This window comes from Streptomyces yerevanensis (assembly GCF_000716805.1).
GTDB classification, from domain to species: domain Bacteria; phylum Actinomycetota; class Actinomycetes; order Streptomycetales; family Streptomycetaceae; genus Streptomyces; species Streptomyces flaveus.
In genome coordinates, this window is record NZ_JNWJ01000003.1 from 261704 (window position 1) to 283541 (window position 21838).

General features: G+C 70.2%; 23 protein-coding genes. 13 read left to right on the forward strand and 10 right to left on the reverse strand.

What is annotated here, in order from left to right; all coding sequences use genetic code 11:
• The first annotated feature begins 18 nt into the window (after window positions 1-18).
• Together OP79_RS04795 and OP79_RS04800 are read left to right on the forward strand one after the other, a co-directional pair.
• Entirely contained in the window at window positions 19-657 is a 639-nt protein-coding gene (locus OP79_RS04795) for a diguanylate cyclase (protein ID WP_245685217.1), read from the forward strand.
• Window positions 654-1676, forward strand: coding sequence for an SMP-30/gluconolactonase/LRE family protein (locus OP79_RS04800; RefSeq protein ID WP_033318651.1), 1023 nt, complete (start codon window positions 654-656; stop codon window positions 1674-1676). Before OP79_RS04795 ends, OP79_RS04800 begins: the two co-directional genes overlap by 4 nt.
• On the opposite strand, the gene OP79_RS04805 is transcribed toward OP79_RS04800, so the two are convergent.
• A complete protein-coding gene (locus OP79_RS04805) occupies window positions 1669-2157 on the reverse strand; it encodes a flavin reductase family protein (RefSeq protein WP_033318652.1) in 489 nt (162 codons plus the stop codon). The two genes, OP79_RS04800 and OP79_RS04805, sit on opposite strands and share 8 nt — an antisense overlap.
• A gap of 120 nt (window positions 2158-2277) precedes the next feature.
• The gene (locus tag OP79_RS04810) at window positions 2278-2646 is read right to left on the reverse strand and encodes a DUF6479 family protein (protein WP_033318653.1); all 369 of its coding nucleotides are present in this window, start codon (window positions 2644-2646) and stop codon (window positions 2278-2280) included.
• A gap of 118 nt (window positions 2647-2764) precedes the next feature.
• Between OP79_RS04810 and OP79_RS04815 the strand changes: the two genes are divergently transcribed.
• Entirely contained in the window at window positions 2765-3814 is a 1050-nt protein-coding gene (locus OP79_RS04815) for a Ppx/GppA family phosphatase (RefSeq protein ID WP_078491609.1), read from the forward strand.
• A 91-nt stretch (window positions 3815-3905) separates the two neighbouring features.
• Here OP79_RS04815 and OP79_RS04820 read toward each other — a convergent pair whose 3' ends face one another.
• The 5 genes from OP79_RS04820 to OP79_RS04840 form a co-directional block, all read right to left on the reverse strand.
• On the reverse strand, window positions 3906-4733 hold the full coding sequence (locus OP79_RS04820; RefSeq protein WP_033318654.1) for a carbohydrate ABC transporter permease: 828 nt from the start codon (window positions 4731-4733) through the stop codon (window positions 3906-3908).
• Complete coding sequence (locus OP79_RS04825) at window positions 4730-5692, reverse strand: carbohydrate ABC transporter permease (protein ID WP_051744412.1); 963 nt, start codon at window positions 5690-5692, stop codon at window positions 4730-4732. Before OP79_RS04825 ends, OP79_RS04820 begins: the two co-directional genes overlap by 4 nt.
• An 8-nt stretch (window positions 5693-5700) precedes the next feature.
• On the reverse strand, window positions 5701-6945 hold the full coding sequence (locus tag OP79_RS04830) for a sugar ABC transporter substrate-binding protein (RefSeq protein ID WP_051744413.1): 1245 nt from the start codon (window positions 6943-6945) through the stop codon (window positions 5701-5703).
• A 25-nt stretch (window positions 6946-6970) separates the two neighbouring features.
• Window positions 6971-8104 (reverse strand): LacI family DNA-binding transcriptional regulator, encoded by a 1134-nt coding sequence (locus tag OP79_RS04835; RefSeq protein WP_078491610.1) that lies wholly within the window; start codon window positions 8102-8104, stop codon window positions 6971-6973.
• Between the two features lie 145 nt (window positions 8105-8249).
• Window positions 8250-8780 (reverse strand): MarR family winged helix-turn-helix transcriptional regulator, encoded by a 531-nt coding sequence (locus OP79_RS04840; protein WP_033318655.1) that lies wholly within the window; start codon window positions 8778-8780, stop codon window positions 8250-8252.
• A 212-nt stretch (window positions 8781-8992) separates the two neighbouring features.
• On the opposite strand from OP79_RS04840, the gene OP79_RS04845 reads away from it, so the two are divergent.
• The 5 genes from OP79_RS04845 (at window position 8993) to OP79_RS04865 (ending at window position 12880) form a co-directional block, all read left to right on the forward strand.
• Complete coding sequence (locus OP79_RS04845; RefSeq protein WP_033318656.1) at window positions 8993-9526, forward strand: DUF5134 domain-containing protein; 534 nt, start codon at window positions 8993-8995, stop codon at window positions 9524-9526.
• Window positions 9527-9610: 84 nt separating this feature from the next.
• Window positions 9611-10546 carry a M56 family metallopeptidase gene (locus OP79_RS04850; protein ID WP_033318657.1) on the forward strand — a complete coding sequence of 312 codons (936 nt, stop codon included), beginning with the start codon at window positions 9611-9613 and terminating at the stop codon, window positions 10544-10546.
• Between the two features lie 68 nt (window positions 10547-10614).
• Window positions 10615-11334, forward strand: coding sequence for a phosphatase PAP2 family protein (locus tag OP79_RS04855; protein ID WP_033318658.1), 720 nt, complete (start codon window positions 10615-10617; stop codon window positions 11332-11334).
• Window positions 11335-11344: 10 nt separating this feature from the next.
• Complete coding sequence (locus tag OP79_RS04860; RefSeq protein WP_033318659.1) at window positions 11345-12037, forward strand: HAD family hydrolase; 693 nt, start codon at window positions 11345-11347, stop codon at window positions 12035-12037.
• A 141-nt stretch (window positions 12038-12178) separates the two neighbouring features.
• Window positions 12179-12880: a TetR/AcrR family transcriptional regulator gene (locus OP79_RS04865; RefSeq protein WP_033318660.1), complete on the forward strand. Its 702-nt coding sequence runs from the start codon at window positions 12179-12181 to the stop codon at window positions 12878-12880.
• On the opposite strand, the gene OP79_RS04870 is transcribed toward OP79_RS04865, so the two are convergent.
• Window positions 12859-14370, reverse strand: coding sequence for an LVIVD repeat-containing protein (locus tag OP79_RS04870; protein WP_033318661.1), 1512 nt, complete (start codon window positions 14368-14370; stop codon window positions 12859-12861). The genes OP79_RS04865 and OP79_RS04870 overlap by 22 nt on opposite strands.
• A 214-nt stretch (window positions 14371-14584) precedes the next feature.
• On the opposite strand from OP79_RS04870, the gene OP79_RS04875 reads away from it, so the two are divergent.
• From OP79_RS04875 to OP79_RS04885, 3 genes are all read left to right on the forward strand, one after another.
• Complete coding sequence (locus OP79_RS04875; RefSeq protein ID WP_033318662.1) at window positions 14585-15235, forward strand: DUF305 domain-containing protein; 651 nt, start codon at window positions 14585-14587, stop codon at window positions 15233-15235.
• 208 nt (window positions 15236-15443) lie between these two features.
• On the forward strand, window positions 15444-16793 hold the full coding sequence (locus OP79_RS04880; RefSeq protein ID WP_033318663.1) for an FAD-dependent oxidoreductase: 1350 nt from the start codon (window positions 15444-15446) through the stop codon (window positions 16791-16793).
• 126 nt (window positions 16794-16919) lie between these two features.
• On the forward strand, window positions 16920-18329 hold the full coding sequence (locus OP79_RS04885; RefSeq protein WP_033318664.1) for a nucleobase:cation symporter-2 family protein: 1410 nt from the start codon (window positions 16920-16922) through the stop codon (window positions 18327-18329).
• On the opposite strand, the gene OP79_RS04890 is transcribed toward OP79_RS04885, so the two are convergent.
• A complete protein-coding gene (locus tag OP79_RS04890; RefSeq protein WP_033318665.1) occupies window positions 18249-18608 on the reverse strand; it encodes an ArsR/SmtB family transcription factor in 360 nt (119 codons plus the stop codon). The genes OP79_RS04885 and OP79_RS04890 overlap by 81 nt on opposite strands.
• 192 nt (window positions 18609-18800) lie before the next feature.
• Between OP79_RS04890 and OP79_RS04895 the strand changes: the two genes are divergently transcribed.
• Complete coding sequence (locus OP79_RS04895; RefSeq protein ID WP_033318666.1) at window positions 18801-19880, forward strand: NADH:flavin oxidoreductase/NADH oxidase; 1080 nt, start codon at window positions 18801-18803, stop codon at window positions 19878-19880.
• 69 nt (window positions 19881-19949) lie between these two features.
• Here OP79_RS04895 and OP79_RS04900 read toward each other — a convergent pair whose 3' ends face one another.
• Entirely contained in the window at window positions 19950-20528 is a 579-nt protein-coding gene (locus tag OP79_RS04900; RefSeq protein WP_033318667.1) for an Rv1733c family protein, read from the reverse strand.
• 222 nt (window positions 20529-20750) lie between these two features.
• On the opposite strand from OP79_RS04900, the gene OP79_RS04905 reads away from it, so the two are divergent.
• Window positions 20751-21836, forward strand: a complete 1086-nt coding sequence (locus OP79_RS04905; protein WP_033318668.1) for a WD40/YVTN/BNR-like repeat-containing protein — start codon at window positions 20751-20753, stop codon at window positions 21834-21836.
• Window positions 21837-21838 lie beyond the last annotated feature (2 nt).

Below are 21838 nucleotides of genomic sequence, written 5' to 3' on the forward strand. Positions count from 1 at the left end.
GTTGCGACGGAGGTTTCCATGGCTCTGCCCGGCAAGTCCCTGACCGACTCCTGGAGGCACTGGCGGCGGGGACGCGCCCGGCTGCCGGTCTCCCTCTCGTCCACCGACGTGGAGGACGCGAACCGGAGGTTTCTGCTCTACGGTGTGCTGCCCTTGTGGGTCGTGCCCGCGGTCGCCGACTGGTGGATGCACCGGCGTACCCGGATCGAGCACACGTCCGGCACGAAGGAGTCCGTCGTGCACGCGCTCATGATGACCGAGGCCGGGGTCCCGGTCGTCATGGGCCTGCTGGCCCGGATCAATCCCCTTGTCCTGTCCGTCATGGGCGGGGCCGCGGTGGCCCACGGCGCCACCGCCCTCTACGACGTGACCCTGGCCACCGAGAAGCGCGAAGTCCGTCCCGTCGAGCAGCACATCCACAGTTTCCTGGAGGTGCTGCCGCTGTCCGGGCTCGCCTTCATCGGCTGCCTGCACGCGGATCAGGTGCGTGCGACGCTGCGTGGCGGTCCCGGCCGCGACGACTGGAAGCCGCTGCCCAAGGACAGGCCGCTGTCCACCCCGTATCTGCTGGGTCTGGGCGTGGTGATCGGTGCCGGTGTCGCGCTGCCCTACGCCGAGGAGTTGAGGCGCTGTATCCGGGCACAACGCTCTTCATGACACCACGACGAACCGCTCCTCGTCCGCTGCCGTCCCCTCGTCGGATCCCACTCGGCGGCAGGGGCCCGGAGGACGTGGTCGTCGACCACGAAGGGCGCGTGGTCACGGGTGTCGAGGACGGTCGCATCCTGCGCGTCCATCCCCACGGTCCCGCCCGGGTGGAGCAGATCGCCCGCACCGGAGGGCGGCCGCTGGGGCTCGAGGTCCTGCCGGACGGACGGCTGCTGGTGTGCGACGCGGAGCGCGGACTGCTGCGCATCACCCCCGACTCCCCCGACTCCGGCGGCTCCCCCGACTCCGGCGGCTCCGGCGGCTCCGGCGGCTCCGGCGAGGGCAAGGTCGAGGTTCTCGTCGACTCCGTGGCGGGCGCGCCGCTGCGGTTCTGCAGCAACGCGACCGCTGCGGCGGACGGCACCGTGTATTTCTCCGCTTCCAGCACGCGATACGGCCTTCAGGACTGGCTCGGCGATCTGATGGAGCACACGGCGACCGGCCGGCTGTTCCGGCTCCGGCCCCACGGCGGCGCGCCGGAGGTCCTGCTGGACGGCCTCGACTTCGCCAACGGAGTCGTGCTGTCCGAGGACGAGTCCTGTGTCGTGGTGGCCGAGACCGGCGCGTACCGTCTGACCCGGCTGTGGCTGTCCGGGCCGCGGGCCGGGCACCGCGACACCCTGATCGAGAACCTCCCGGGCTTCCCGGACAACCTCTCCCGTGCCACGGACGGGACGATCTGGGTCGCCCTCGCAGGTCCACGACAAGCACCCCTCGACTGGCTGCGACACGCGCCGGTCCAGGTCCGCCGGGCGGTCTGGCGGGCCGTACGCCCCCTGCACATCCGCCCGCTGCCGGTCGCGCGCGTCATGGGCATCGGTCCCGATGGCGGCGTCCACCACGACCTCAGGCGGCGCAAGGCGGGCTACCGGATGGTGACCAGCGTGTACGCACACGAGGGCGCCCTGGTGCTGGGCAGCCTCCTGGAGGACGGGATCGCCGTGTGTGAACTGCCTGAGCTCAGCTGACGGGATGCCCTGCGGCGATGTCGACGACATCGCTCAGGCACAGCGGCTCTCGCTCCGTTCGCTCCTGTGCCTCGCCCGCGACAGGGCTGAGGAGGAAGCCGATGTGATCGCCCGTGTCGACGTGCCCTTCGACCCGGCCGGTGAACCAGGCGAGGGTGTCGTCCAACACGGGAACGTCACCGGGGCCCGGCGTCCAGGCCGTGCGGGCGAACTTGTCCACGCGGTCGCCGGTCTCGCCGCCGAACAGTTCCGCGAGCCCGTGCTGGTCGCGGCCGAGCAGGTGTACGGCGAGTTGTTCGGCGGATCTTGCCACCCGGTAGGTCCGGTTCAGCGTCGACAGCCAGACCATGAAACGGGCGGGCTTGATCGAGCACGGCGAGGCGAAGGTCACCAGGCAGCCGGCTCGCTCTCCGTCGGCCGCGACGGTCACCACGTACACGGGGTGGTCGAGCCGGTCGAGGAACGGCTGCATGGCGGTCACGGCCGCTCCCTACTGCTGACGCCCGGCCCAAGGCCCCATCCGGCCGGGTCGCGCGGGCAGCCCTCGACGGGACGGGGCTCCGTCACAAGCCCCGCCCCTTCGTGGACCGGCCGGCGACCCTCAGTGGTGTCCGGGCGAGCCGCTGCCGAAACCGCCGCTGCTGTTCGGGCTCCAGGTCGGCGGCGTCTGGTCCTTCGCGGTGTGCGAGCGGATGTTGCCGAAGCCCCGCAGCTCGTGCGGGAGGAGCACCCCTCCGTCATGCGGCACCTCGTCGGGCTCGCGCATCTCGCGGATCTCGTGGACGGGGCCGGATTCGGGGAGATGGGGCTGGTCCTCGGGGTCCGGCGGCCCGGGTTCCCGGTCACGCACACGCATGCCCCACCACACCGCGAGGATCAGTATCGACGCGATCACCACCCCCATCGCGAAGGGGATGGCCCCTGCCGCGATCTCGTGAGGGACGGCCAAACCTCTGCCGAAGGTGTCCATACCTTTCGTGTACCCCTGAGGACCCGCTGAAACGGTGTCCCGCGGGCCCTTCTGGGGGTTCGCACGCGGGCGCGCCCGGCCACCGCATGGTGGGCACCGCCCGGGGTACTGGGAAGCCATGCGTATGGGAGTGCTTGATGTCGGTTCGAACACGGTACGGCTGGTCATCGCCGAGACGGACGGTGCTGTTCCACTGCCCGTGCACACCTCGAAACGGCGGCTGAGACTGTCGGAGTACGTCGAGCGGGGCGGCCACCTGCCGGACGAACAGGTGGCCCGGCTTGTCGACGCCGTCACGGCCGCCAGAGAGGAGGGTATGCGCTGGGGTGTGACGACGCCCTTCGCCTTCGCCACGGCGATCGTGCGGGACGCCCCGAACCGCGCGGAGATCCTGCGGAAGGTCGCCACGCAGACCGGAGTGCCGCTGCACGTCCTGCCCGGTGAGGTCGAGGCCGAGCTGACGTTCCTGGCAGCGCGGCGGTGGATGGGATGGCGTGCGGGACCGCTGGCCATGCTGGACATCGGGGGCGGTTCGCTGGAAGTGGCCTTCGGCCGCAGCAAGCTGCCGGACTTCGCCATCTCGCTGCCGCTGGGCGCCAACCGGCTGACCCGTGAGCACTTCCGCGGCCAGGACCCGCCCTCGGAGCGCAGGATCAGGGCGCTGCGTCGTCATGTCCGCCACCAGCTGCGCGATGTCGCGGCCCGCATCCGCTGGGAGGCGCCGCGTACGACCGTCGCCACCTCGCGTACGTTCCAGCAGCTCGGCCGGCTGTGCGGGGCGCCGCCCGGCCGGTCGGGGCCCTTCACGCCGCGCGGCATGACCCGCGCCGACCTCGGCCGGGCCACACGTCGGCTCGCCGAGCTGCCGGCCGCGGAGCGCGCCGTTCTGCCCGGCATCTCCGCCGCCCGCGCCGGACAGTCCCTGGCCGGGGCGATCGTCGCGCACACCACCATGAAGCTGATGGGTATCGACGAGGTGACCATCTGCCCCTGGGCGCTGCGCGAGGGAGTTCTGCTCCGCTGCATCGAGGACGGCAACGCCGACTGGTGGGACGGCACAGCCCCTTCCCTTCGCGGGCACGAGGCCGCGCCGCCACGGGTGCTGCACCCCGTCGGCGGGGACGACGCCGCGGCAGCGGGCGCTCAACTGCCGGGCGAGACCGGGTAGTTGCCTGTACAGGGTCGTGGGTCGGCGGACGGTGCCGCCGACCCACGACTACCGGACGGCCACGAAGTCACCGAGTCGGTCGCGGTGGACCTCAGGACTTGACGCTTCCGGCGGTCAGCCCACCCACGATGTAGCGCTGGAGCATCGCGAAGACGCATACCACGGGGATGCTGACGAGCGTGGCGACCGCCATGAGCGGCCCCCAGTCGGTACCCGTCTGGCCGACGAAGGTGTTGAGCAGGACGGTCACCGGCTGCACCTTCGGATCGCTGTTCAGTGTGATCCCGAAGACGAACTCGCCCCAGCCGAGCAGGAACGAGAAGCCGCCGATCGCGATCAGTCCCGGCCGCATGATGGGCAGCACGACCCGCCACAGCACCCCCGGCAGGCCACAGCCGTCCACCAGCGCCGCCTCCTCCACCTCGACGGGCATGGCCCGCACCAGTGGCCGCAGCACGATGACCGCGAAGGGCAACGTCAGCGTCGTATCCGCGATGACGAGCCCGATGAGGGTGTTGGTCAGCTCCACCTGCCGCAGCACGATGAACAGCGGCGCGGCCAGCACGATGCTCGGCAGCAACTGCGCCACCAGCAGCGACAGGACCATCGCGCCGGAGCCCCGCATCCGGATCCGGGCGACCGCGTACGTCAGGGGCACCGCGAGCAGCAGCGTCAGCGCCACGACGCCGAGCGAGATGACGACGCTGTTGAGCAGCGCCTGGCCGATCATCGGCTTGTCGAGGGCCCGCGAGTAGCTTTCGCCGGTGAACGGCGAGGGGATCCACTGCGGTGGCGAGACGAGCACCTGGTCGGGCTTCTTCAGCGAGGTGGCGATCATCCAGTACAGCGGCAGCAGGAAGAAGGCCGTGATGACGCCCGCGACGAGCGTGAGCAGCCAGGGCCGTTTGGTACGGGTCATGAGGCGGCTCCTTCCTTGCGCAGGCGTCGTACGTAGACGATCGCGACGATCAGCGGGATGACCAGCAGGAGTGCGCCCGCCGCCGCGCCCCGGCCGAGCTGGAAGAGCTTGAACGCGACCTCGTACACGTACAGCGGCAGGACTCTCGTACTGTCGACGGGCCCGCCGCCGGTCAGGACGAAGACCAGGTCGAAGACCTTGAAGGTGTAGATCAGGCCGAGCAGCAGTACGGCCGCCGAGACCGGTTTCATCATCGGGACGGTGATGTGCCGCAGCCGCTGCCAGGGTCCGGCGCCGTCGATCTCGGCCGCCTCGTAGAGCGTCGGGTCGATGGACTGCAGGCCGACCAGGAGCAGCAGCATGTTGAAGGGCACGCCCACCCAGATGTTGGCGGCGATGACGCCGGGCAGGGCGGTGCTGGGGTCGGTGAGCCAGTTGTGGGCGAGGGAGTCGAGGCCGACAAGGCGCAGGAGTTCGTTGTACGCGCCCGCGTCGGCGTCGAGCATCCAGCGGAAGAGGGTGCCGCTGACGATCGGCGGCAGCAGCCAGGCCACCAGCATCAGCGAGCGGAACAGGCCCGCGAGCGGGAATGTCTTCGCGAACAGCAGGGCCAGCGCGAAACCGATCGTGAACTGGAAGAACAGCGAGCCGGCCGTGAACACCAGCGAGATGCGCATCGCATGCCAGAAGGCGCCTTCGGAGACGACGCTGTCGTAGTTGTCGGCGCCGCTGAACTGCCAGTCCCCGGTGATGAGATCGCCGATGGCCACATCGTGGACGGAAGTCCAGAAGTTGTAGGCGAGCGGGAAGAGCATGGTCGCGCCGAGGAACAGCAGGGCCGGCGCCGACATGACGTACCCGGCCCCCGTGCGACGCGCCGAGAGGGATCGGCCGCGCCGCACGGTCTGGGTCTTCTCCACCGCCTTCAGCGGCTCGGGGGCTTTCACCTGAAGGCTCATTCCCTGCCTTACTTCTGCAGCTTGGGCGTGATGGCGGACGCGGCCTTCCGCGCGGCGGCCTGCGGGCTGGAGCTGCCCGTGAGGGACGCCTGGAGGGCCTCGGCCATCGCCTGTGACATCTGCGGGTAGTTCGGGCCGTAGGAGCGGGGGCGCGCGTTGGCGAACTCCTGCACGAAGACCTTCAGGGTGGGGTCGGTGGCCCACTTGCCCGCGTCGGCCATGTCGGAGCGGGCGGGCAACAGGCCGAGCCCGTCGAGGTACTTGGCCAGGACCGCCTTCTCCTGGCTGCGCACGATGGCCTCCCAGCACTGGTCGGCCTTGCTGCTGGTCTTGAGGATCACCCAGTTCTCACCGCCGAGGCAGCTCGCCGGCTCCTTGTCGACGGGAATCGGTACGACGCCCCACTTGACCTTCGTCTGGTCCTGCAGGGCGGGCAGTTGCCAGGGCCCGTTGATCTGCATGGCCGCGCGGCCGGACACGAACTGGGTGTTGGCGTCCTGCTGCGTCCAGCCCACGCTCTGCTTCGACAGCGAGCCGGCGTCCACCAACTCCTTGAGGAACGCGAGCGCCTTGGCGCCGTCGGTGCCGAAGGTGTCCAGGTCGCCGCCGGTGGACCACAGGAAGGGCTCGAACTGGAAGACACCCTCCTCGGTCTTGATCGCGCTCATGGCGAACCCGAACGTGTCGCCCTTGGTGAGCTTCTTCGCCGCCTCGGCGAGCTCGTCCCAGGTCTTCGGGGGCTCGACGCCCGCGGCCTCGAGCATCTCGGTGTTGTAGTACAGGCAGAGGCAGTTGGAGTTGTTCGGCACGGAGTACGTCTTGCCGTCGATGACACCGCTGTTCCACGGGCCTTCGTAGTACGCCTTCGACTGGCCCCACTTCTTCACGCGGTCGGTGAGGTCGGTGAGGAGTCCCTGCGGGACGAAGGAGTTCATCGAGGTGTTGTCGACGATCGCGATGTCCGGCAGGTCCCCGGAGGCGGCACCCTTGATGATCGCGGGTTCCAGCTCGGCGAAGGGGAAGGTCCGCCGGGTGATCTTGACGCCGACCTGCTTCTCGATGTCGGCGATGAGGGCCTTCATCCCGGGCTGGCGGGCCTCCTCGACGAGGTAGTCCCACCAGACGAGTTCGTTCGAGCCGGACGAGCCGCTCTCCGAGCCGCCGCAGGCGGTGAGCGGGCCGGCCAGGCCCGCGGCGAGAACTCCAGTGCCCGATATCCGCATGAACGAGCGGCGGTCGAACCGGTTCGACATGTGCGTCTCCCAGAGGGTGCGTGAATCAACTGCGCGTCTGCGCGGGGCCAGTGCTCGCGCGGACCGTGAGTTCGGGGGTGAGCAGGTGCTGCCGGGGCCTTGCCGTCGAGGAGCCCGCCAGCCGTTCCAGCAGCAGGTCCACGGCGAGCCGGCCCATGACGTCCGACGAGTTGTCGAAGCCGGTCATCATCGGGGTGACAGTCTCGGCCCAGCGGGCGCCGACGACGCCGGTCACCGAGACATCGCCGGGCACGGACAGGCCCGCCCGGTCGAGCCCGCGGTACAGGCCCACGAGCGCCGCCTCGTTGAGCACCACGAGCCCGGTCGTCAGCGGGTCGTGGTCGAGGAGTTCCTGGACGACCGCCTCGCCGGAGGCCGCGTCGTCCCCGCAGTGGTGGATCTCGCCGGTCAGCCCCAGCTCGGCGACGGCCGTCCGGAAGCCGTCGACGGCTCGGTGCGCCGCCTCGTACCCCACGGCGAACAGCTTCCGCGGCCGGTTCACCAGGGCGAGCCGCCGGTGACCGAGCTCGGCGAGATGCCGTACGCAGCGTGCGGTGAGCTCCGTCCAGTCCATGTCGACCCAGGACAGGGCATCGGGGTCCGCGGTCCGCCCCATGGTGACGAAGGGGAATCCGCTGCCGAGGAGCCTGTCCACCCGCGAGTCCTGGACGCGTATCTCCATCAGGATCGCGCCGTCCACGCGGCGTTGGCCCACCAGCCGGTCGAAGGCCTCGTCCCAGCCCTCACCGCTGCGGGACAGCAGTACGTCGTGGTCGTGCACGGCGGCGGCGTCGATCACCGCGCTGAGGAAGTCGAGCTGCATGTCGGTGTAGCGCCGTCCGGCCGGCGGGAACACCACGCCGATGGTCTGGGTGCGGCCGTGGGCCAGAGCGCGGGCGCTGGCGTTGGGCTGGAAGCCGTGCTCGTCGATGACCTGCTGGATGCGCAGCCGGGTCCGCTCCGAGATCGGCCGCTTGCCGCTCAGGGCGTACGAGACCGTGCTGCGCGAGACACCGGCGAGGCGGGCGATCTCGCCGATGTTGACGGGCGTGGGGCTGCCGTTGTTCACGGGAATGCGGCTGTCTTCGGCCGCAGAGGTGCGGTCGCCCTGGATGGGGGCGCGGCTGTTTTCGGCCACCTCGTCGAACCGGTTCGACATCGCGGACACACCTCCCCCACACCCAGAGTCGTTCGACATTTCGTACGTCAGCCGGTTTCCCGAACCGGCGTGCCGAACGCTAGGAGTGACACAGGTCTCATGTCAACGGTCGGTAACCAAGAAGTTTCCGACGCGACAGAAACACTCAGACCCGCGGCGCGCCCAGCCGTTCTTCCAGTCGGCCCAGCAACTCCCCGAGAAGCGCGCCGAGTTCACCCTGCGTCGAGGGGTCGAGCCCGGACAGGACGGCCGTCTCGTACGCGAGTTGGCCGGGGACGATTTCGTCGACGAGCTCGCGTCCGGCGTCCGTGAGACGCAGATGGGCGACGCGCCGGTCACGGCTGTCACCGCGGCGCTCGACGAGGCCGCGCCCTGTCAGCTGCTTGAGCCGCTTGGTGACGGCGGCGCCGGAGGAGAAGGTCTCCCGGGCCAGCTCACTGGGGGTCAGTTCACGGCCGGTGCGGCGCAGGGCGGCCAGCAGCTCGAACTCGGGACGGGTGAGCCCGGCATGGCGCAGCGGGGCATCCTCCGCCTGCTGAAGCAGGGCGGCGCAGCGGTTGATGCGGCCGATGATCTCGATGGGTCCGGTGTCGAGGTCGGGGTGGACCGTCCGCCACTGCCGTACCACCGTCGCGACGGTGTCCCCCGCTATCGCCCGCCCGTTCACTGTCGTCATGCCTGTGCGCCCCCGAGTGCCCGCAGTCCCTGCCGTCGTACCGTCGCTGCGAGCGTACGGCGTCCGGCCTGCCCGGCGCGCAGCACCCGCTCCCGAGGCAGGTGCACCCCCGCACGCTCCCCGTGTACACCCTTGCGCTCGCATGCCCGCAAGCAGGCCAGGGCATCTCTTCGACCGGATTGTCCGAACACCGTTGATCGGGGAGGTGCGCGGTGCACGGACCGGTGTCGGCGCTCTGGCTGCTCGTCGCGTTGTGCGCGGCGACCGGGGCCTACTGTCTGCTGCGGATGCGCAGTTCCGTCGAGGAGCAGCGGCGCACGGCGGGCGGTGAGGCGCTCATGGGATTCGGCATGGCCGCGATGGCCGTGCCCGCCGCGGTGCTGACGCCGCCGAGATGGGCCTGGCTCGTCTGCGCGGCAGTGTTCGGCGCGGCCGCGCTGCGCGCCCTGTGGGCGGCGCGGACCTGCCGCCATCATCTGCACCATCTGGTGGGCGCGGCCGCGATGTTCTACATGGCGGTGGTGATGGCAGGCGGGACACACTCCGGGCTGCCCGTGCTCACCGGGGCACTCTTCGCGTACTTCACCGGATACGTGCTGTGGACCGGGACGCGCCTGATGCCGGCCGTCGTCGACGCACCCGAAGGGGGCACCCGCACGGTCGGCTGGGGGGACCGCCCGGAGCTGGCGCTGGCATGCCGGCTCTCGATGGGCATCGGGATGCTCGCGATGCTTCTCGCACTGTGACCCGACTGTACGAAACCGTGGTCTGCGTCACTTTGCCGCGGCAGCCCGTATCCTCTGGCGCCGCCCCGCTCATAGGCTGCCCTCATGATGGTCCCCGCGGCACTGCTGCTGCTCGGCGCTCTGGCCGCCGTCCTGGCTCCGCGGCTGCTCGCCCGAGCCAACTGGGCGGACCGCGAACCGGTGGTCGCCCTGTGGGTGTGGCAGTGCGTGGTGGCGGCGGTCCTGCTGTGCTGCGTGCTGTCGATGACCCTCAGCGCGGCTGCCGCCTGGCAGGCGGTGCGCGGCCATGTGTTCGCCCCCGCCCCGCACCACGTCGTGGACGCCTACGCGCTCGCCGAAGCGAGCCCCTGGGCCGCGGCGACCGCCGTGACACTCGCCGCAGGCGGCCTGTGGAGCGCGGCGATGCTGGTCCGCGAGATCGTACGGGCCCGTGCGCGCCGCCGCCGCGAGCGGGCCGAACTCCGCGTACGCGCCCCGCTGTTGCCCGGCGAGGAGCCCGGCAGCGACCGGCTCGTCGTGCTGGAGGGCGAGCGTCCGGACGCCTGGTGGCTGCCCGGGGCGGCGCCCCAACTCGTCATCACCACCGCCGCGTTGCGCCGCCTCAAGGGGAGCCAACTGGACGCCGTGCTCGCTCATGAGCAGGGGCACGCGCGGGCCCGGCACGACTGGCTGCTGCACTCCTCGGCGGCACTGGCCAACGGCTTTCCGCAGGTTCCCGTGTTCGCGGCGTTCCGCGACGAGATGCACCGGCTGGTCGAGCTCGCCGCCGACGACATGGCGTCTCGCCGCTTCGGCCGGCTGACGACCGCCCTCGCGCTGGTGGAACTGAACGAGGACCGGGGTGTGTTCGGCCCCTGTCCCACTCCGCAGGCCCATGTCCCGCAGCGCGTGAACCGTCTGCTCACTCCCCCGGACCGCCTGCCGCCCGTCCACCGGCTGCGGCTCACGGCGTCCGCGGCGCTGGTACCGGTGGTTCCACTGCTGGTGGCGTTCGTGCCGGGGCTGCGGGCGCTGGGGTAACCAAGCGCACAAGTCGACGTACGCCCCGGAGTTGGCCTTCGGCCCCAGAGGTCCGCGAGAATCGTTCCATGCACTCCCCCACTGTCGACTCGCCACCCCGCACGCCGGCCCCCACAGCCGCCGTCCGGGCCGCGGTGGCCCTCGTCGTTCCCTCCGTGCTGCTGCTGGCACTGGTCGCCCTGTCCTGGGACCCGCTGATGGACCTGGACGGCGACATCGCTCGTACGACGCACGAGTGGGCGGTCGACGAGCCCGACGTCACGCAGACGGCCCGCATCCTGACGGACTGGGTGTGGGACCCCTGGACCATGCGTGCCCTGGCCACCGCGACCGTGCTCTGGCTGATCATCCGACGCTCGGCCTGGCGGCCCGCCCTCTGGCTGGGGGCCGCCACGCTCCTCGGCACCCTGCTTCAGCAGGGCATGAAGGCCGCGGTCGGCCGGGAGCGGCCCGTGTGGCCCGACCCCGTGGACTCGGCCCACTACGCCGCCTTCCCGTCCGGCCACGCCATGACGGCGGCGGTGGTGTGCGGCCTGCTGCTCTGGCTCCTGCACCTGTACGGCGCCGGACGCGTCCTGTGGCGTATCGCCGTGACCCTCGCGGCGGTCTCCGTCGTCGGCGTGGGCCTCACCCGGGTCTGGACGGGCGTGCACTGGCCGACGGACGTGCTCGGCGGCTGGCTGCTCGGCGCGCTGACCGTCGCGCTCACGGTGGTGGCGTACGAGCGATGGCCGGCGCCTTCGGCCGATGCGCCACAGCGGCCACTCGCCGAACAGGAACACCGGTAAGGTCCAGCGCGTGGCTGCTGTCTTGTTCGACTTCTCCGGAACGCTCTTCCGTATCGAATCCACCGAGTCCTGGCTGCGCGCGGTGCTGGCCGAGACCGAAGTCTCCCTCCCCGAGCCCGAGTTGATCCGGGCTGCCCGGGCCCTGGACACGGTGGGCGCGCTGCCGGGCGGGTCCTTTCCCTCGGGGCGGATCCCCGATGAGCTCGCCCCTGTGTGGGAGATCCGCGACAAGAGCGCCGAGTTGCACCGGACTGCCTACACCGGCCTCTCCCGTCAGGTGTCGCTGCCCGATCCGGCCCTGCACGACGCGCTGTACGACCGCCATATGACACCGGCCGCCTGGCGCCCGTACCCCGACACGGCCGAGGTGCTGGGCGCGCTGCGTGAGCGCGGTGTGGTGGTCGGTGTGGTCAGCAACATCGGCTGGGACCTGCGGCCCGTCTTCCGAGACCATGGGCTCGATCCGTACGTCGACGCGTACGTCCTGTCGTACGAACACGGCATCCAGAAGCCGGACCCACGCCTGTTCGCGACCGCCTGCGACGCACTCGGTGTCGATCCGCGGGAGACGCTGATGGTGGGCGACGACCGCCGCGCGGACGGCGGCGCGGCGACCCTGGGCTGCGCGGTGCACTTCGTCGACCATCTGCCGGTGACCGAGCGTCCGGACGGGCTCCGCCCGGTCCTGGGCCTGGTCGGCTGAGAGCTCTGAGATTCCCGTCCGCCTGGACGATCCCCCGCGTCGCCCAGGCGGACGGCAGCCCGAAGGGGACCCCTGGGAAGGGGCCACCATGGACGCGCTGAGTATAGTTGGCTGGCAGCCAGTCAACCCAGGAGTTACAGAATGTCCCCCCGCAGCCGCTCGGTCAATGAAGAGTTGCGGCGGCGATCCCGGGAAAAGCTGCTGCAGGCCGCCCTTGAGCTGGTCAGCGCGCATGGTTACGAGGCGACAACACTTGGCGACATCGCTGACCGCGCCGGCTCCGCGCGCGGACTCGTCTCGTACTACTTCCCGGGCAAACGTCAGCTCGTGCAGTCGGCGGTCCACCGGCTGATGCACTGCACGCTCCAGGAGGCGCTGGAGCGCGAGCCGCGCACAGGGGACGGCCGGGAGCGCATGGCGCGCGCCATTGACGCGATCCTGGGCCTGGCCCGGGACCATCCCCTGCTGATGCGCCAGCACATGGCCGGGATCCTGCAGGCCGAGGGGTTCGTACAGTGCCCGGAGCAGCAACGCCTGGCGGAACTGCTCAGGGACACCGTCGCCCGCTACGGTTCGCCGGACGCCGCCGTCGAGTATCCGATGCTGCGGGCGCTGCTCATGGGCTCGGTGTACGCGGCCCTGGTGCCGGGCGTCCCGATGCCGCTGCCGACTCTGCGGGCCGAGCTGTTCAAGCGCTATGGGCTCGACTGGGAGCTGGGGGTCCCGCCGGACGCCGAGGCGCCCGGCGGGACCAATGGCGGGGACCTGTCACGGTTCTTCTCGCCCCAGGACCCCGAAGCCGACGCGGCAGGCCTGGCCGGTCAGCCTCGCCAGCCGAAGTAGTCCGGCTGGGTCTGCACGTTCAGCTCATCCACGCGGACCCATTTCGCCGGGTCCGTACGCCGGTCGCTGATCTTCAGGACGTCGAAGCCCTTGGCGATGTCGTTCGAGTAGATGTAGCCGTTGTAGTAGTACGCCGACCATGAGCCGGCGGTCGTGAGCCGCTCGGTGTCCACCGGGCCGCGCTCGAAGTAGGCGATCTCCTTGGGCTTCGCCGAGTTGGTGAAGTCCCAGACGGAGACGCCGCCCTGGTACCAGGCCTGGACCATGATGTCCTTGCCCTTGACCGGGATCAGCGAGCCGTTGTGGGCCACGCAGACCTCGGTGGGCGCCTGGTGGCGGTCGATCTTGAAGTAGCTGCGGAAGACGAGCTTGCGCTTGTCACCCTTGCCGACGATGTCGTAGATGCCGTCGGCGCCCCTGTTCGGGCCGATCTCCGCGTTGCAGGTGGCCGCGCCGCCGCCGCCCAGCTCGTCGGTGAAGACGATCTTGTTGGCCTTCTGGTTGAAGGTCGCCGAGTGCCAGAACGCGAAGTTCACGTTGTCCTGAACCTGGTCGATGACCTTCGGGTTCTCCGGGTCCTTGATGGAGAACAGGATGCCGTCGCCCATGCAGGCGCCCGCCGCGAGGTCCTTGGAGGGCAGCACGGTGATGTCGTGGCAGCCGGTGGTCTTGGAGACACCCGGGTTGGTGGGCGCGCCGGGATTGCCGCCGCCGTCGGGGCCCTCACCGGGGAAGATCACCGGGAAGCCGACGACCGCCGCCTTCTGGGGCGCCTTGCGCGGCACCTTGATGACCGAGATGCCGTCGTGCGGTGGCTGGCAGTCCGGGAAGGTGGCGCTGGGCGAGTACGAGGAGACGTACACGTAGACGTTCTTACGCTCGGGCACCAGCGTGTGGGTGTGCGAGCCGCAGGCGGTCTCGACGGCGGCGACGTACTTGGGGTTCCGCTTGTCGCTGATGTCGAAGATCTTCATGCCCTCCCACGAGGACTTCTCGGTCGCGGGCTGCGTGGTGCTGCTGCAGGAGTTGTCGCTGCGCGAGGAGTCGGTGGAGAGGAAGAGCAGGTCGCCGGAGACGGAGATGTCGTTCTGCGAACCGGGGCAGAGGACCTGGGAGACCGTCTTCGGGGCCTTCGGGTTGCTGATGTCCAAGACGCGGAAGCCGTCGTAGTTGCCGGAGTACGCGTACTTCCCCTGGAAGGCCAGGTCCGAATTGGTGCCCGGCAGCGCGTCCTTGGGGATGTTGGCGAGGTGGGTGATGTTGTCCGAGTGGACGATCTCGTCCTTCCCGGGTATGTCGCCGCTCTCTATCGCCTCCCTGACCTCGGCCGCCTTGCTCTTGGAGACCTTGTCCGGGGTGGCCGGCGTGTCCCCGGGGTCGGGGGTCGCGACCGCCGGACCGGCCGTGAGCAGCGCGGCCAGGAGTCCGGCCGCGGTCGCGACAACTCCCAGTCGTCTGCGCCGTGTTCGGTGGTTGTTCAACAGGGTCACTGCGTCCTCCCTTGTAGCCGTTCGCAGTTGAACGGTTAAGGCACCACCGCAGTATCGTCTTCATCATGCTCAGAACAACAGGGTGCAATGTAGTCGTAACGAATTCTTCTGATCATTCACGAACGGCAACGTGTCATCGGCGAACGGCAACGGGGTAGGACGGTTCCCAACACCCACAAGGTGTCCGCCATTTCGTGTGCCACAGGAGGCCGCTGTGCTCATTCGTCGTACGTACCGTCACGTGGTCACCGCCTCCGTGACGGTCGCCGTGCTCACGCTCGCCGGCTGCACCGGTTCGGACGACGAGCCCAAGTCCGCGTCGGGCAAGGGTCCTTCGGTGATCGCTCCGGGGAAACCGGGTGAGGCGGCTGAGACGCTCTCTGCCGAGGACGCCGAGAAGCGGCGGCCCGACGACTCCCCCAACTCGGCGGACTTCACGTACGCGCGGATGATGATCGAGCATCACACCCAGGCCCTGGACATGACCGAACTCGTCCCGAAACGCGCCGAGTCGACCCAGGTGAAGCGCCTCGCCGAGCGGATCGCCGCCGCGCAGGGGCCGGAAATCGACGCCATGAAGGGCTGGCAGCAGGCCCACGGCGGCGACAAGAAGGGCGACCAGGCGCACGACCACGAGGCGATGCCGGGCATGGCGACCGAGGCCCAGCTGAAGAAGTTGCGCGCGGCGAAGGGCAAAGCCTTCGACGAACTGTTCCTCAAGCTGATGATCACCCATCACGACGGCGCCATCACCATGGCCACGGATGTGCTCGCGCAGGGCAACAACATCCAGATCGGCGAAATGGCCGACGACGTGATCGCCCAGCAGACGACAGAGATCAACAAGATGAGGGACATGCCCTGACCCGGGGCGCGCATGCCGCTTCTGCGGGGTCGGCCCGGCGCGGGCGGCGCGCGTCGAGTGGAGGGTGCCGGTGGCGCGCACCTTCGGGGTGGGCCGGGCCGGTCGCGCGGTGGTGCACTCCGGTGGCGTAGCGACGCGTTCGTGGCCCTCCCGTGGAGGGCGGCTCGGTGCGATTGTGGAGGTAGCTCCTACGGGAAGGAGTTCCGCCGTGCTGCACGTCGCCGTGGTCGGTTCGGGGCCGAGTGGGGTCTACGCCGCGCAGAGTCTCGTCCAGCAGAGCCAGGTGCCGGAGGTCCACGTGGACGTCCTGGACCGGCTGCCGTGCCCGTACGGACTGGTGCGGTACGGCGTGGCGCCCGACCACGAGAAGATCAAGTCGCTGCAGAACAATCTGCGTACGGTCCTGGAGCACGAGCGGGTGCGGTTCCTCGGCGGCGTCCAGATCGGCCCGGACGGGCTGTCGGCCGCCCGGCTGCGGGAGCTGTACCACGCGGTCGTGTATTGCGTGGGAGCCGCCACCGACCGGCGTCTCGGAGTGCCCGGTGAGGAGCTGCCGGGCAGCTGGTCGGCGACCGAGTTCGTGTCCTGGTACAGCGCGCATCCGGACGCCATCGCCGACGGCTTCGTGCTCGGCGCGCGTGCGGCCGTCGTCATCGGCGTGGGCAACGTCGCGGTGGACGTGACCCGGATGCTGGCCCGCGGCGCCGCCGAGTTGAGCCCCACCGACATGCCGCAGGGAGCACTCGCCGCGCTGGCCCACAGCCAGGTGCGGGACATCCAGATGGTGGGCCGGCGCGGCCCGTCCCAGGCCCGCTTCACCACCAAGGAGCTACGGGAGCTGGGCGCACTGCCCGACACCGAAGTGATCGTGGACCCCGAGGAGTTGGCGCTCGATCCGGCGTACGCCGACCCCTCCGTGCTCCCCGCCGCCCGGCGCCGCAACGTGGAGGTGCTGCGCGACTGGGCCACGCGGCCACCGCAGGGCGCCTCCCGGCGGATCCGGCTGCGCTTCTTCCTCCGCCCGGTCGAGCTGCTCCCCGACGGAGGACGCGTGGGCGCCGTGCGCTTCGAGCGGACGGCGCCGGACGGGCACGGTGGTGTGACGGGCACAGGGCGGTACGAGGACATCGAGGCGCAACTGGTCCTGCGCTCGGTCGGCTATCGCGGGGTACCGCTGGAAGGCCTGCCGTTCGACGGGGAGCACGGCACGGTGCCGCATCTCGCGGGACGAGTCCTGCGCGAGGGCTCGGTGGCGCCGGGCGAGTACGTGGCGGGGTGGATCAAGCGGGGTCCGACGGGCGTCATCGGCACCAACCGGCCCTGCGCGAAGGAGACGGTGACCTCGCTGCTGGAGGACGCCCCCGTACTCGTACGCCGTGAGGTGCCGGACGATCCCCTCGCAGTGCTGCGCGCGGAGGGTCTGCGGCCGGTCGAGTGGTCCGGCTGGCTGGCGATCGAGCGGGCCGAGGCGGAGCTCGGGGCCTCACTCGGGCGGAGCGTGGTCAAGCTGCCCGACTGGTCGTCACTGATGGAGGCGGCGCGGACGGCGGGGCCGTAGCAGGGTCGAGCGGGCCTCGGAGGGCATGACACCTGACGGCAACAGCGAGGAAATCAACAAACTGTTCAAGCCCCTTACGGTCACGTGCAGTCCCCGCTCCGCTCCCCCGCCGCTCCTGGAGTGCCCATGGCAACCACCACACCCGCACGTCCCGTGCACCCCGTGGACGAGGTCCCACCCGTCCGCCAGTTGGCCGCCTTCGGGCTGCAGCACGTGCTCGCGATGTACGCGGGCGCCGTGGCGGTCCCGCTGATCGTGGGCAGTGCGATGAAGCTGTCGCCCGCGGACATGGCGTATCTGATCACGGCCGATCTGCTGCTGTGCGGGATCGCGACGCTCATCCAGTGCGTCGGCTTCTGGCGCTTCGGGGTGCGGCTGCCGATCATGCAGGGCTGCACCTTCGCGGCCGTGTCGCCGATGGTGCTGATCGGTACGGGCGGCGGCGGACTGCCCGCGATCTACGGGTCGGTGATCGTCGCCGGACTCGCGATCATCCTTCTGGCACCGGTCTTCGGAAAGCTGCTGCGGTTCTTCCCGCCGCTGGTCACCGGCACGGTGATCCTGATCATCGGACTCTCGCTGCTGCCGGTGGCGGGCAACTGGGCGGCCGGTGGCGCGGGCGCGGAGGACTTCGGTGAGCCGAAGAACGTGGCGCTGGCGGCCTTCGTGCTCGCGGTGGTGCTCGGTGTGCAGCGGTTCGCCCCGGTGTTCCTGCGCCGGATCGCGGTACTGATCGGCATCGCCGTGGGCCTCGCCGTCGCGGTGCCCTTCGGTTTCACGGACTTCGGCGGGGTCGGGGACGCGGACTGGCTGGGGATCAGCACGCCGTTCCACTTCGGCGCCCCCACCTTCGAGGCGTCGGCGATCGCGTCGATGCTGGTAGTAGCTCTGGTAACCATGACCGAGACCACGGGTGACTTCATCGCGGTCGGCGAGATGACCGGGCGGAAGGTCGAGCCTCGCCCGCTCGCCGACGGTCTGCGCGCCGACGGCCTGTCCACGGTGCTCGGCGGTGTCTTCAACACCTTCCCGTACACGGCGTACGCGCAGAACGTCGGCCTCGTCGGCATGACGCGGGTCCGCAGCCGCTGGGTCGTGGCGGCGGCCGGCGGCATGCTCGTTCTGCTCGGCCTGCTGCCCAAGCTGGGTGCGGTGGTCGCGGCGATCCCGGCGCCGGTGCTCGGCGGCGCGGGCCTGGTGATGTTCGGGACGGTCGCCGCGAGCGGGCTGCGGACGCTGGCGCAGGTGGATTTCAAGGGCAACGACAACCTGACGGTCGTGGCCGTCTCGGTCGCCGTGGGGATGCTGCCGGTCGGGGTGCCGACGGTCTACGGGAAGTTCCCGGACTGGTTCCAGACGGTGATGAACAGCGGGATCAGCGCGGGCTGCCTGACGGCGATCGTGCTGAACCTGCTCTTCAACCACCTTCCCTCGAAGGGCAGTTCAAAGGGTGGTTCAGCCGCCCCCGAGGCGGACGGCCTGGCGAGCGGCGGCGGTCAGGACGCTGGCGAGAAGTCCCGGGAAGAGATCGTCTAGGTCGTCCCGGCGTAGCCCGTTCATCTTGGCGGTGCCGCGGTAGACCTGCCGGATCACTCCGCTCTCGCGCAGCACCCGGAAGTGGTGCGTGGTGGTGGACTTGGTGACGGGCAGGTCGAAGTGCGAACAGGAGAGCTCGTCGCCGTCGGCGGCGAGCTCTCGTACGACCTGGAGCCGCATCGGGTCGGAGAGCGCATGCAGCACGGATTCCAGCCGGATCTCTTCGCGTGCGGGGTGCGGGAGTTCACGGCTGCTGCTGGTCGGGGTGGCGGTCGTCACGGCGGCTCCAGTCCTTGTGCTCAGAGTGCTCAGGCCTTCTGGTCCGGAGGTTCCGGCGGTCTCCGAGGTTTCTGGGGGCTCCATCGCTCCGGAGGATTTCATTGTACGAGAGCTCTCGTAGTTTGACATCTCCCGTACTACGATGCCTATCGTACGAGTCGTAACCCGGCCCCGTGACGATTGGAGTCCGCCGTGAGCGCGCTCTTCGAGCCCTACACCCTGCGCGATCTGACCATCCCGAACCGGGTCTGGATGCCCCCGATGTGCCAGTACTCGGCGGCGCCCGACGGCCCGGAGGCGGGCGCCCCGAACGACTGGCACTTCGCCCACTACGCGGCGCGCGCCACCGGCGGCACGGGCCTGATCGTCGTCGAGGCCACGGCCGTCAGTCCCGAGGGCCGGATCTCGCCGTACGACCTCGGCATCTGGAACGACACGCAGACCGAGGCCTTCCAGCGGATCACGCGCTTCCTCAAGGGGCAGGGCACCGTTCCGGCCGTGCAGCTCGCGCACGCCGGCCGCAAGGCCTCGACGGACCGCCCCTGGATGGGCGGTGCTCCCGTCGGTCCCGACGCCCATGGCTGGCAGCCGCTCGGGCCCAGCCCGCTCGCCTTCGACGCGAACCACCCGGTGCCGACCGAGCTCACGGTCGAGGGGATCCGGGAGGTCGTCGGCCAGTTCGCCGACGCCGCGCGCCGCGCTCTCGCCGCCGGCTTCGAGATCGTCGAAGTCCACGGTGCGCACGGCTACTTGATCGGTGAGTTCCTCTCCCCGCACTCCAACCGGCGCACGGACGCGTACGGCGGCTCGTACGAGAACCGCACACGCCTCGCCCTCGAAATCGTCGACGCCGTACGGGCCGTATGGCCGGACGACAAGCCTCTGTTCTTCCGTATCTCGGCCACCGACTGGCTGGAGGAGAACGGCTGGACGGCCGACGACACGGTCCGCTTCGCCGACGAACTGAACGCCCATGGCGTCGATCTGCTCGACGTCTCCAGCGGTGGCAACGCCTCCGGTGTCCGCATCCCCGTCGGCCCGGGCTACCAGGTTCCCTTCGCCGCCCGCGTGAAGAACGAGACGTCCATGCCCGTGGCCGCCGTCGGTCTCATCACCGATGTCGAGCAGGCCGAGAAGATCGTTGCCAATGGTGAGGCGGATGCGGTGTTGCTGGGCCGGGAGCTGCTGCGTAACCCTTCATGGGCCCGGCACGCGGCGCGCGAACTCGGGGGCGAGGTGCACGTACCGGATCAGTACCACCGGTCCGTCTGACCACTGGGCGCAGGGCTCCGGGCGGCACGACCATCGGCCGGACGGCACCGATTCGGCTCGGCCCGCCCCTCAGCCCGTCTTCCACCCCCACTGAGGGCCGAACTTCTCCCACTCAGCGTCCCACTGCTCCATGCGCTGCCGCTCCAGACGCCTGCGCAACAGCCTCCCGCCGCCGAGGGGCACGGCGGCGGCGCTCGCCCCCACCAGCACCCCGGACATTCCGGCCCGCAGTCCGGCCTGGGACGCGCTGGCGGGCTTGGTGACGAGGCGGCCGTCGCGGTCCGTCCACACGACGACGGGGGTACCGGCCGTGCTGCCGGGCTCGACACGGGCCTGGCCGGTGTGCGGCGAACCGTCCGCCGCGGTCCAGCGCACCTCGGCCCACACGCGTTCGTGGCTGGCCGCGGACGTGCTCGTGGCGGGCGTGTTCTTACTGGTCAGCGCGAGGACGGGATGCCACTCGGCGCGCTGCTGGGCGAGGCTGCTCTCGACCGCGTGTGCCGTCGCCAGTCCGGCGAGCAGCCCGGTGACCAGCGTCAGGGTCCAGGTGGCGAGCAGGAGCCAGGACTCCAGTTCATCGCTGCGGCGCCGCAGCGGGTTGGGCCGCCATCGCCACAGCCACACCCTCGGACCACGGAATGCCGCCATCGAACGCCCCAATCTCCTCACCGACGCACCAGTCCCCGCCCTCCCATACGCGAGCGATCGCCCCGGTGCTCACAGGGAGACGGACCCCACATCGCCATCGGACGCCGAAATGGGCTCTGACCTGCCCAGATGCCGCGTTCAGGGGTGATTGTCAGTGGCTGGGTGCAGACTGACCCATGTCTGACCCGTATCTGCTGACAACGACGTCCGGAGGTGGTCGGCATGGCCGACGTACTGCTCACTGTAGGCACGCGGAAAGGCCTGTTCATCGGGCGACGGCGCGGTGGCGTCTGGGAGTTCGACGACAGTCCGTACTTCAACGCGCAGGCCGTCTACTCGGTCGCCATCGACACCCGCGGTGATGTGCCGCGGCTCCTCGTCGGCGGGGACAGCGCGCACTGGGGCCCGTCCGTCTTCCACTCCGACGACCTGGGCCGCACCTGGACCGAACCAGCCAAGCCGGCGGTCAAGTTCCCCCAGGACACGGGGGCTTCGCTGGAGCGGGTGTGGCAGCTGCATCCGGCGGCGGCCGAGCCGGACGTGGTGTACGCGGGCACGGAACCGGCCGCGTTGTACCGCTCCGAGGACCGCGGCGAGACCTTCGAACTCGTCCGGCCCCTGTGGGAGCACCCGACGCGCTCGCAGTGGGTGCCCGGTGGCGGCGGAGAGGGCCTGCACACGGTCATCACGGACGAGCGCGATCCGAGCGCGGTGACGGTCGCCGTCTCCACGGCCGGTGTCTTCCGTACGAAGGACGGCGGCGAGAGCTGGGCGCCCTCCAACTCCGGTGTCTCCGCGGTGTTCCTGCCTGATCCGAACCCGGAGTTCGGTCAGTGCGTGCACAAGATCGCACAGGACGCGGCGACCCCGGACCGGCTGTATCTGCAGAACCACTGGGGTGTCTACAGAAGCGACGACGCGGGCGCGCACTGGACGGACATCGGCGAGGGCCTGCCGTCCACGTTCGGCTTCGCCGCGGCCACCCACCCGCACCGCGGGGACACGGCGTACCTGTTCCCGATCAACGCCGACGCTGACCGGATCCCGGCCGAGCGCCGATGCCGGGTCTTCCGCACGGCGGACGCGGGCAAGACCTGGGAGGCGCTCTCGGCGGGGCTGCCACAGGAGGACCACTACGGCACGGTGCTGCGCGACGCGATGTGCACGGACGGCGCGGACCCGGCGGGCGTGTACTTCGGCAACCGCAATGGAGAGGTGTTCGCATCGGCCGACGACGGGGACAGCTGGCGGCAGTTGGCGTCGCATCTGCCGGATGTGCTGTGCGTACGCGCGGCGGTGATCGATTGACC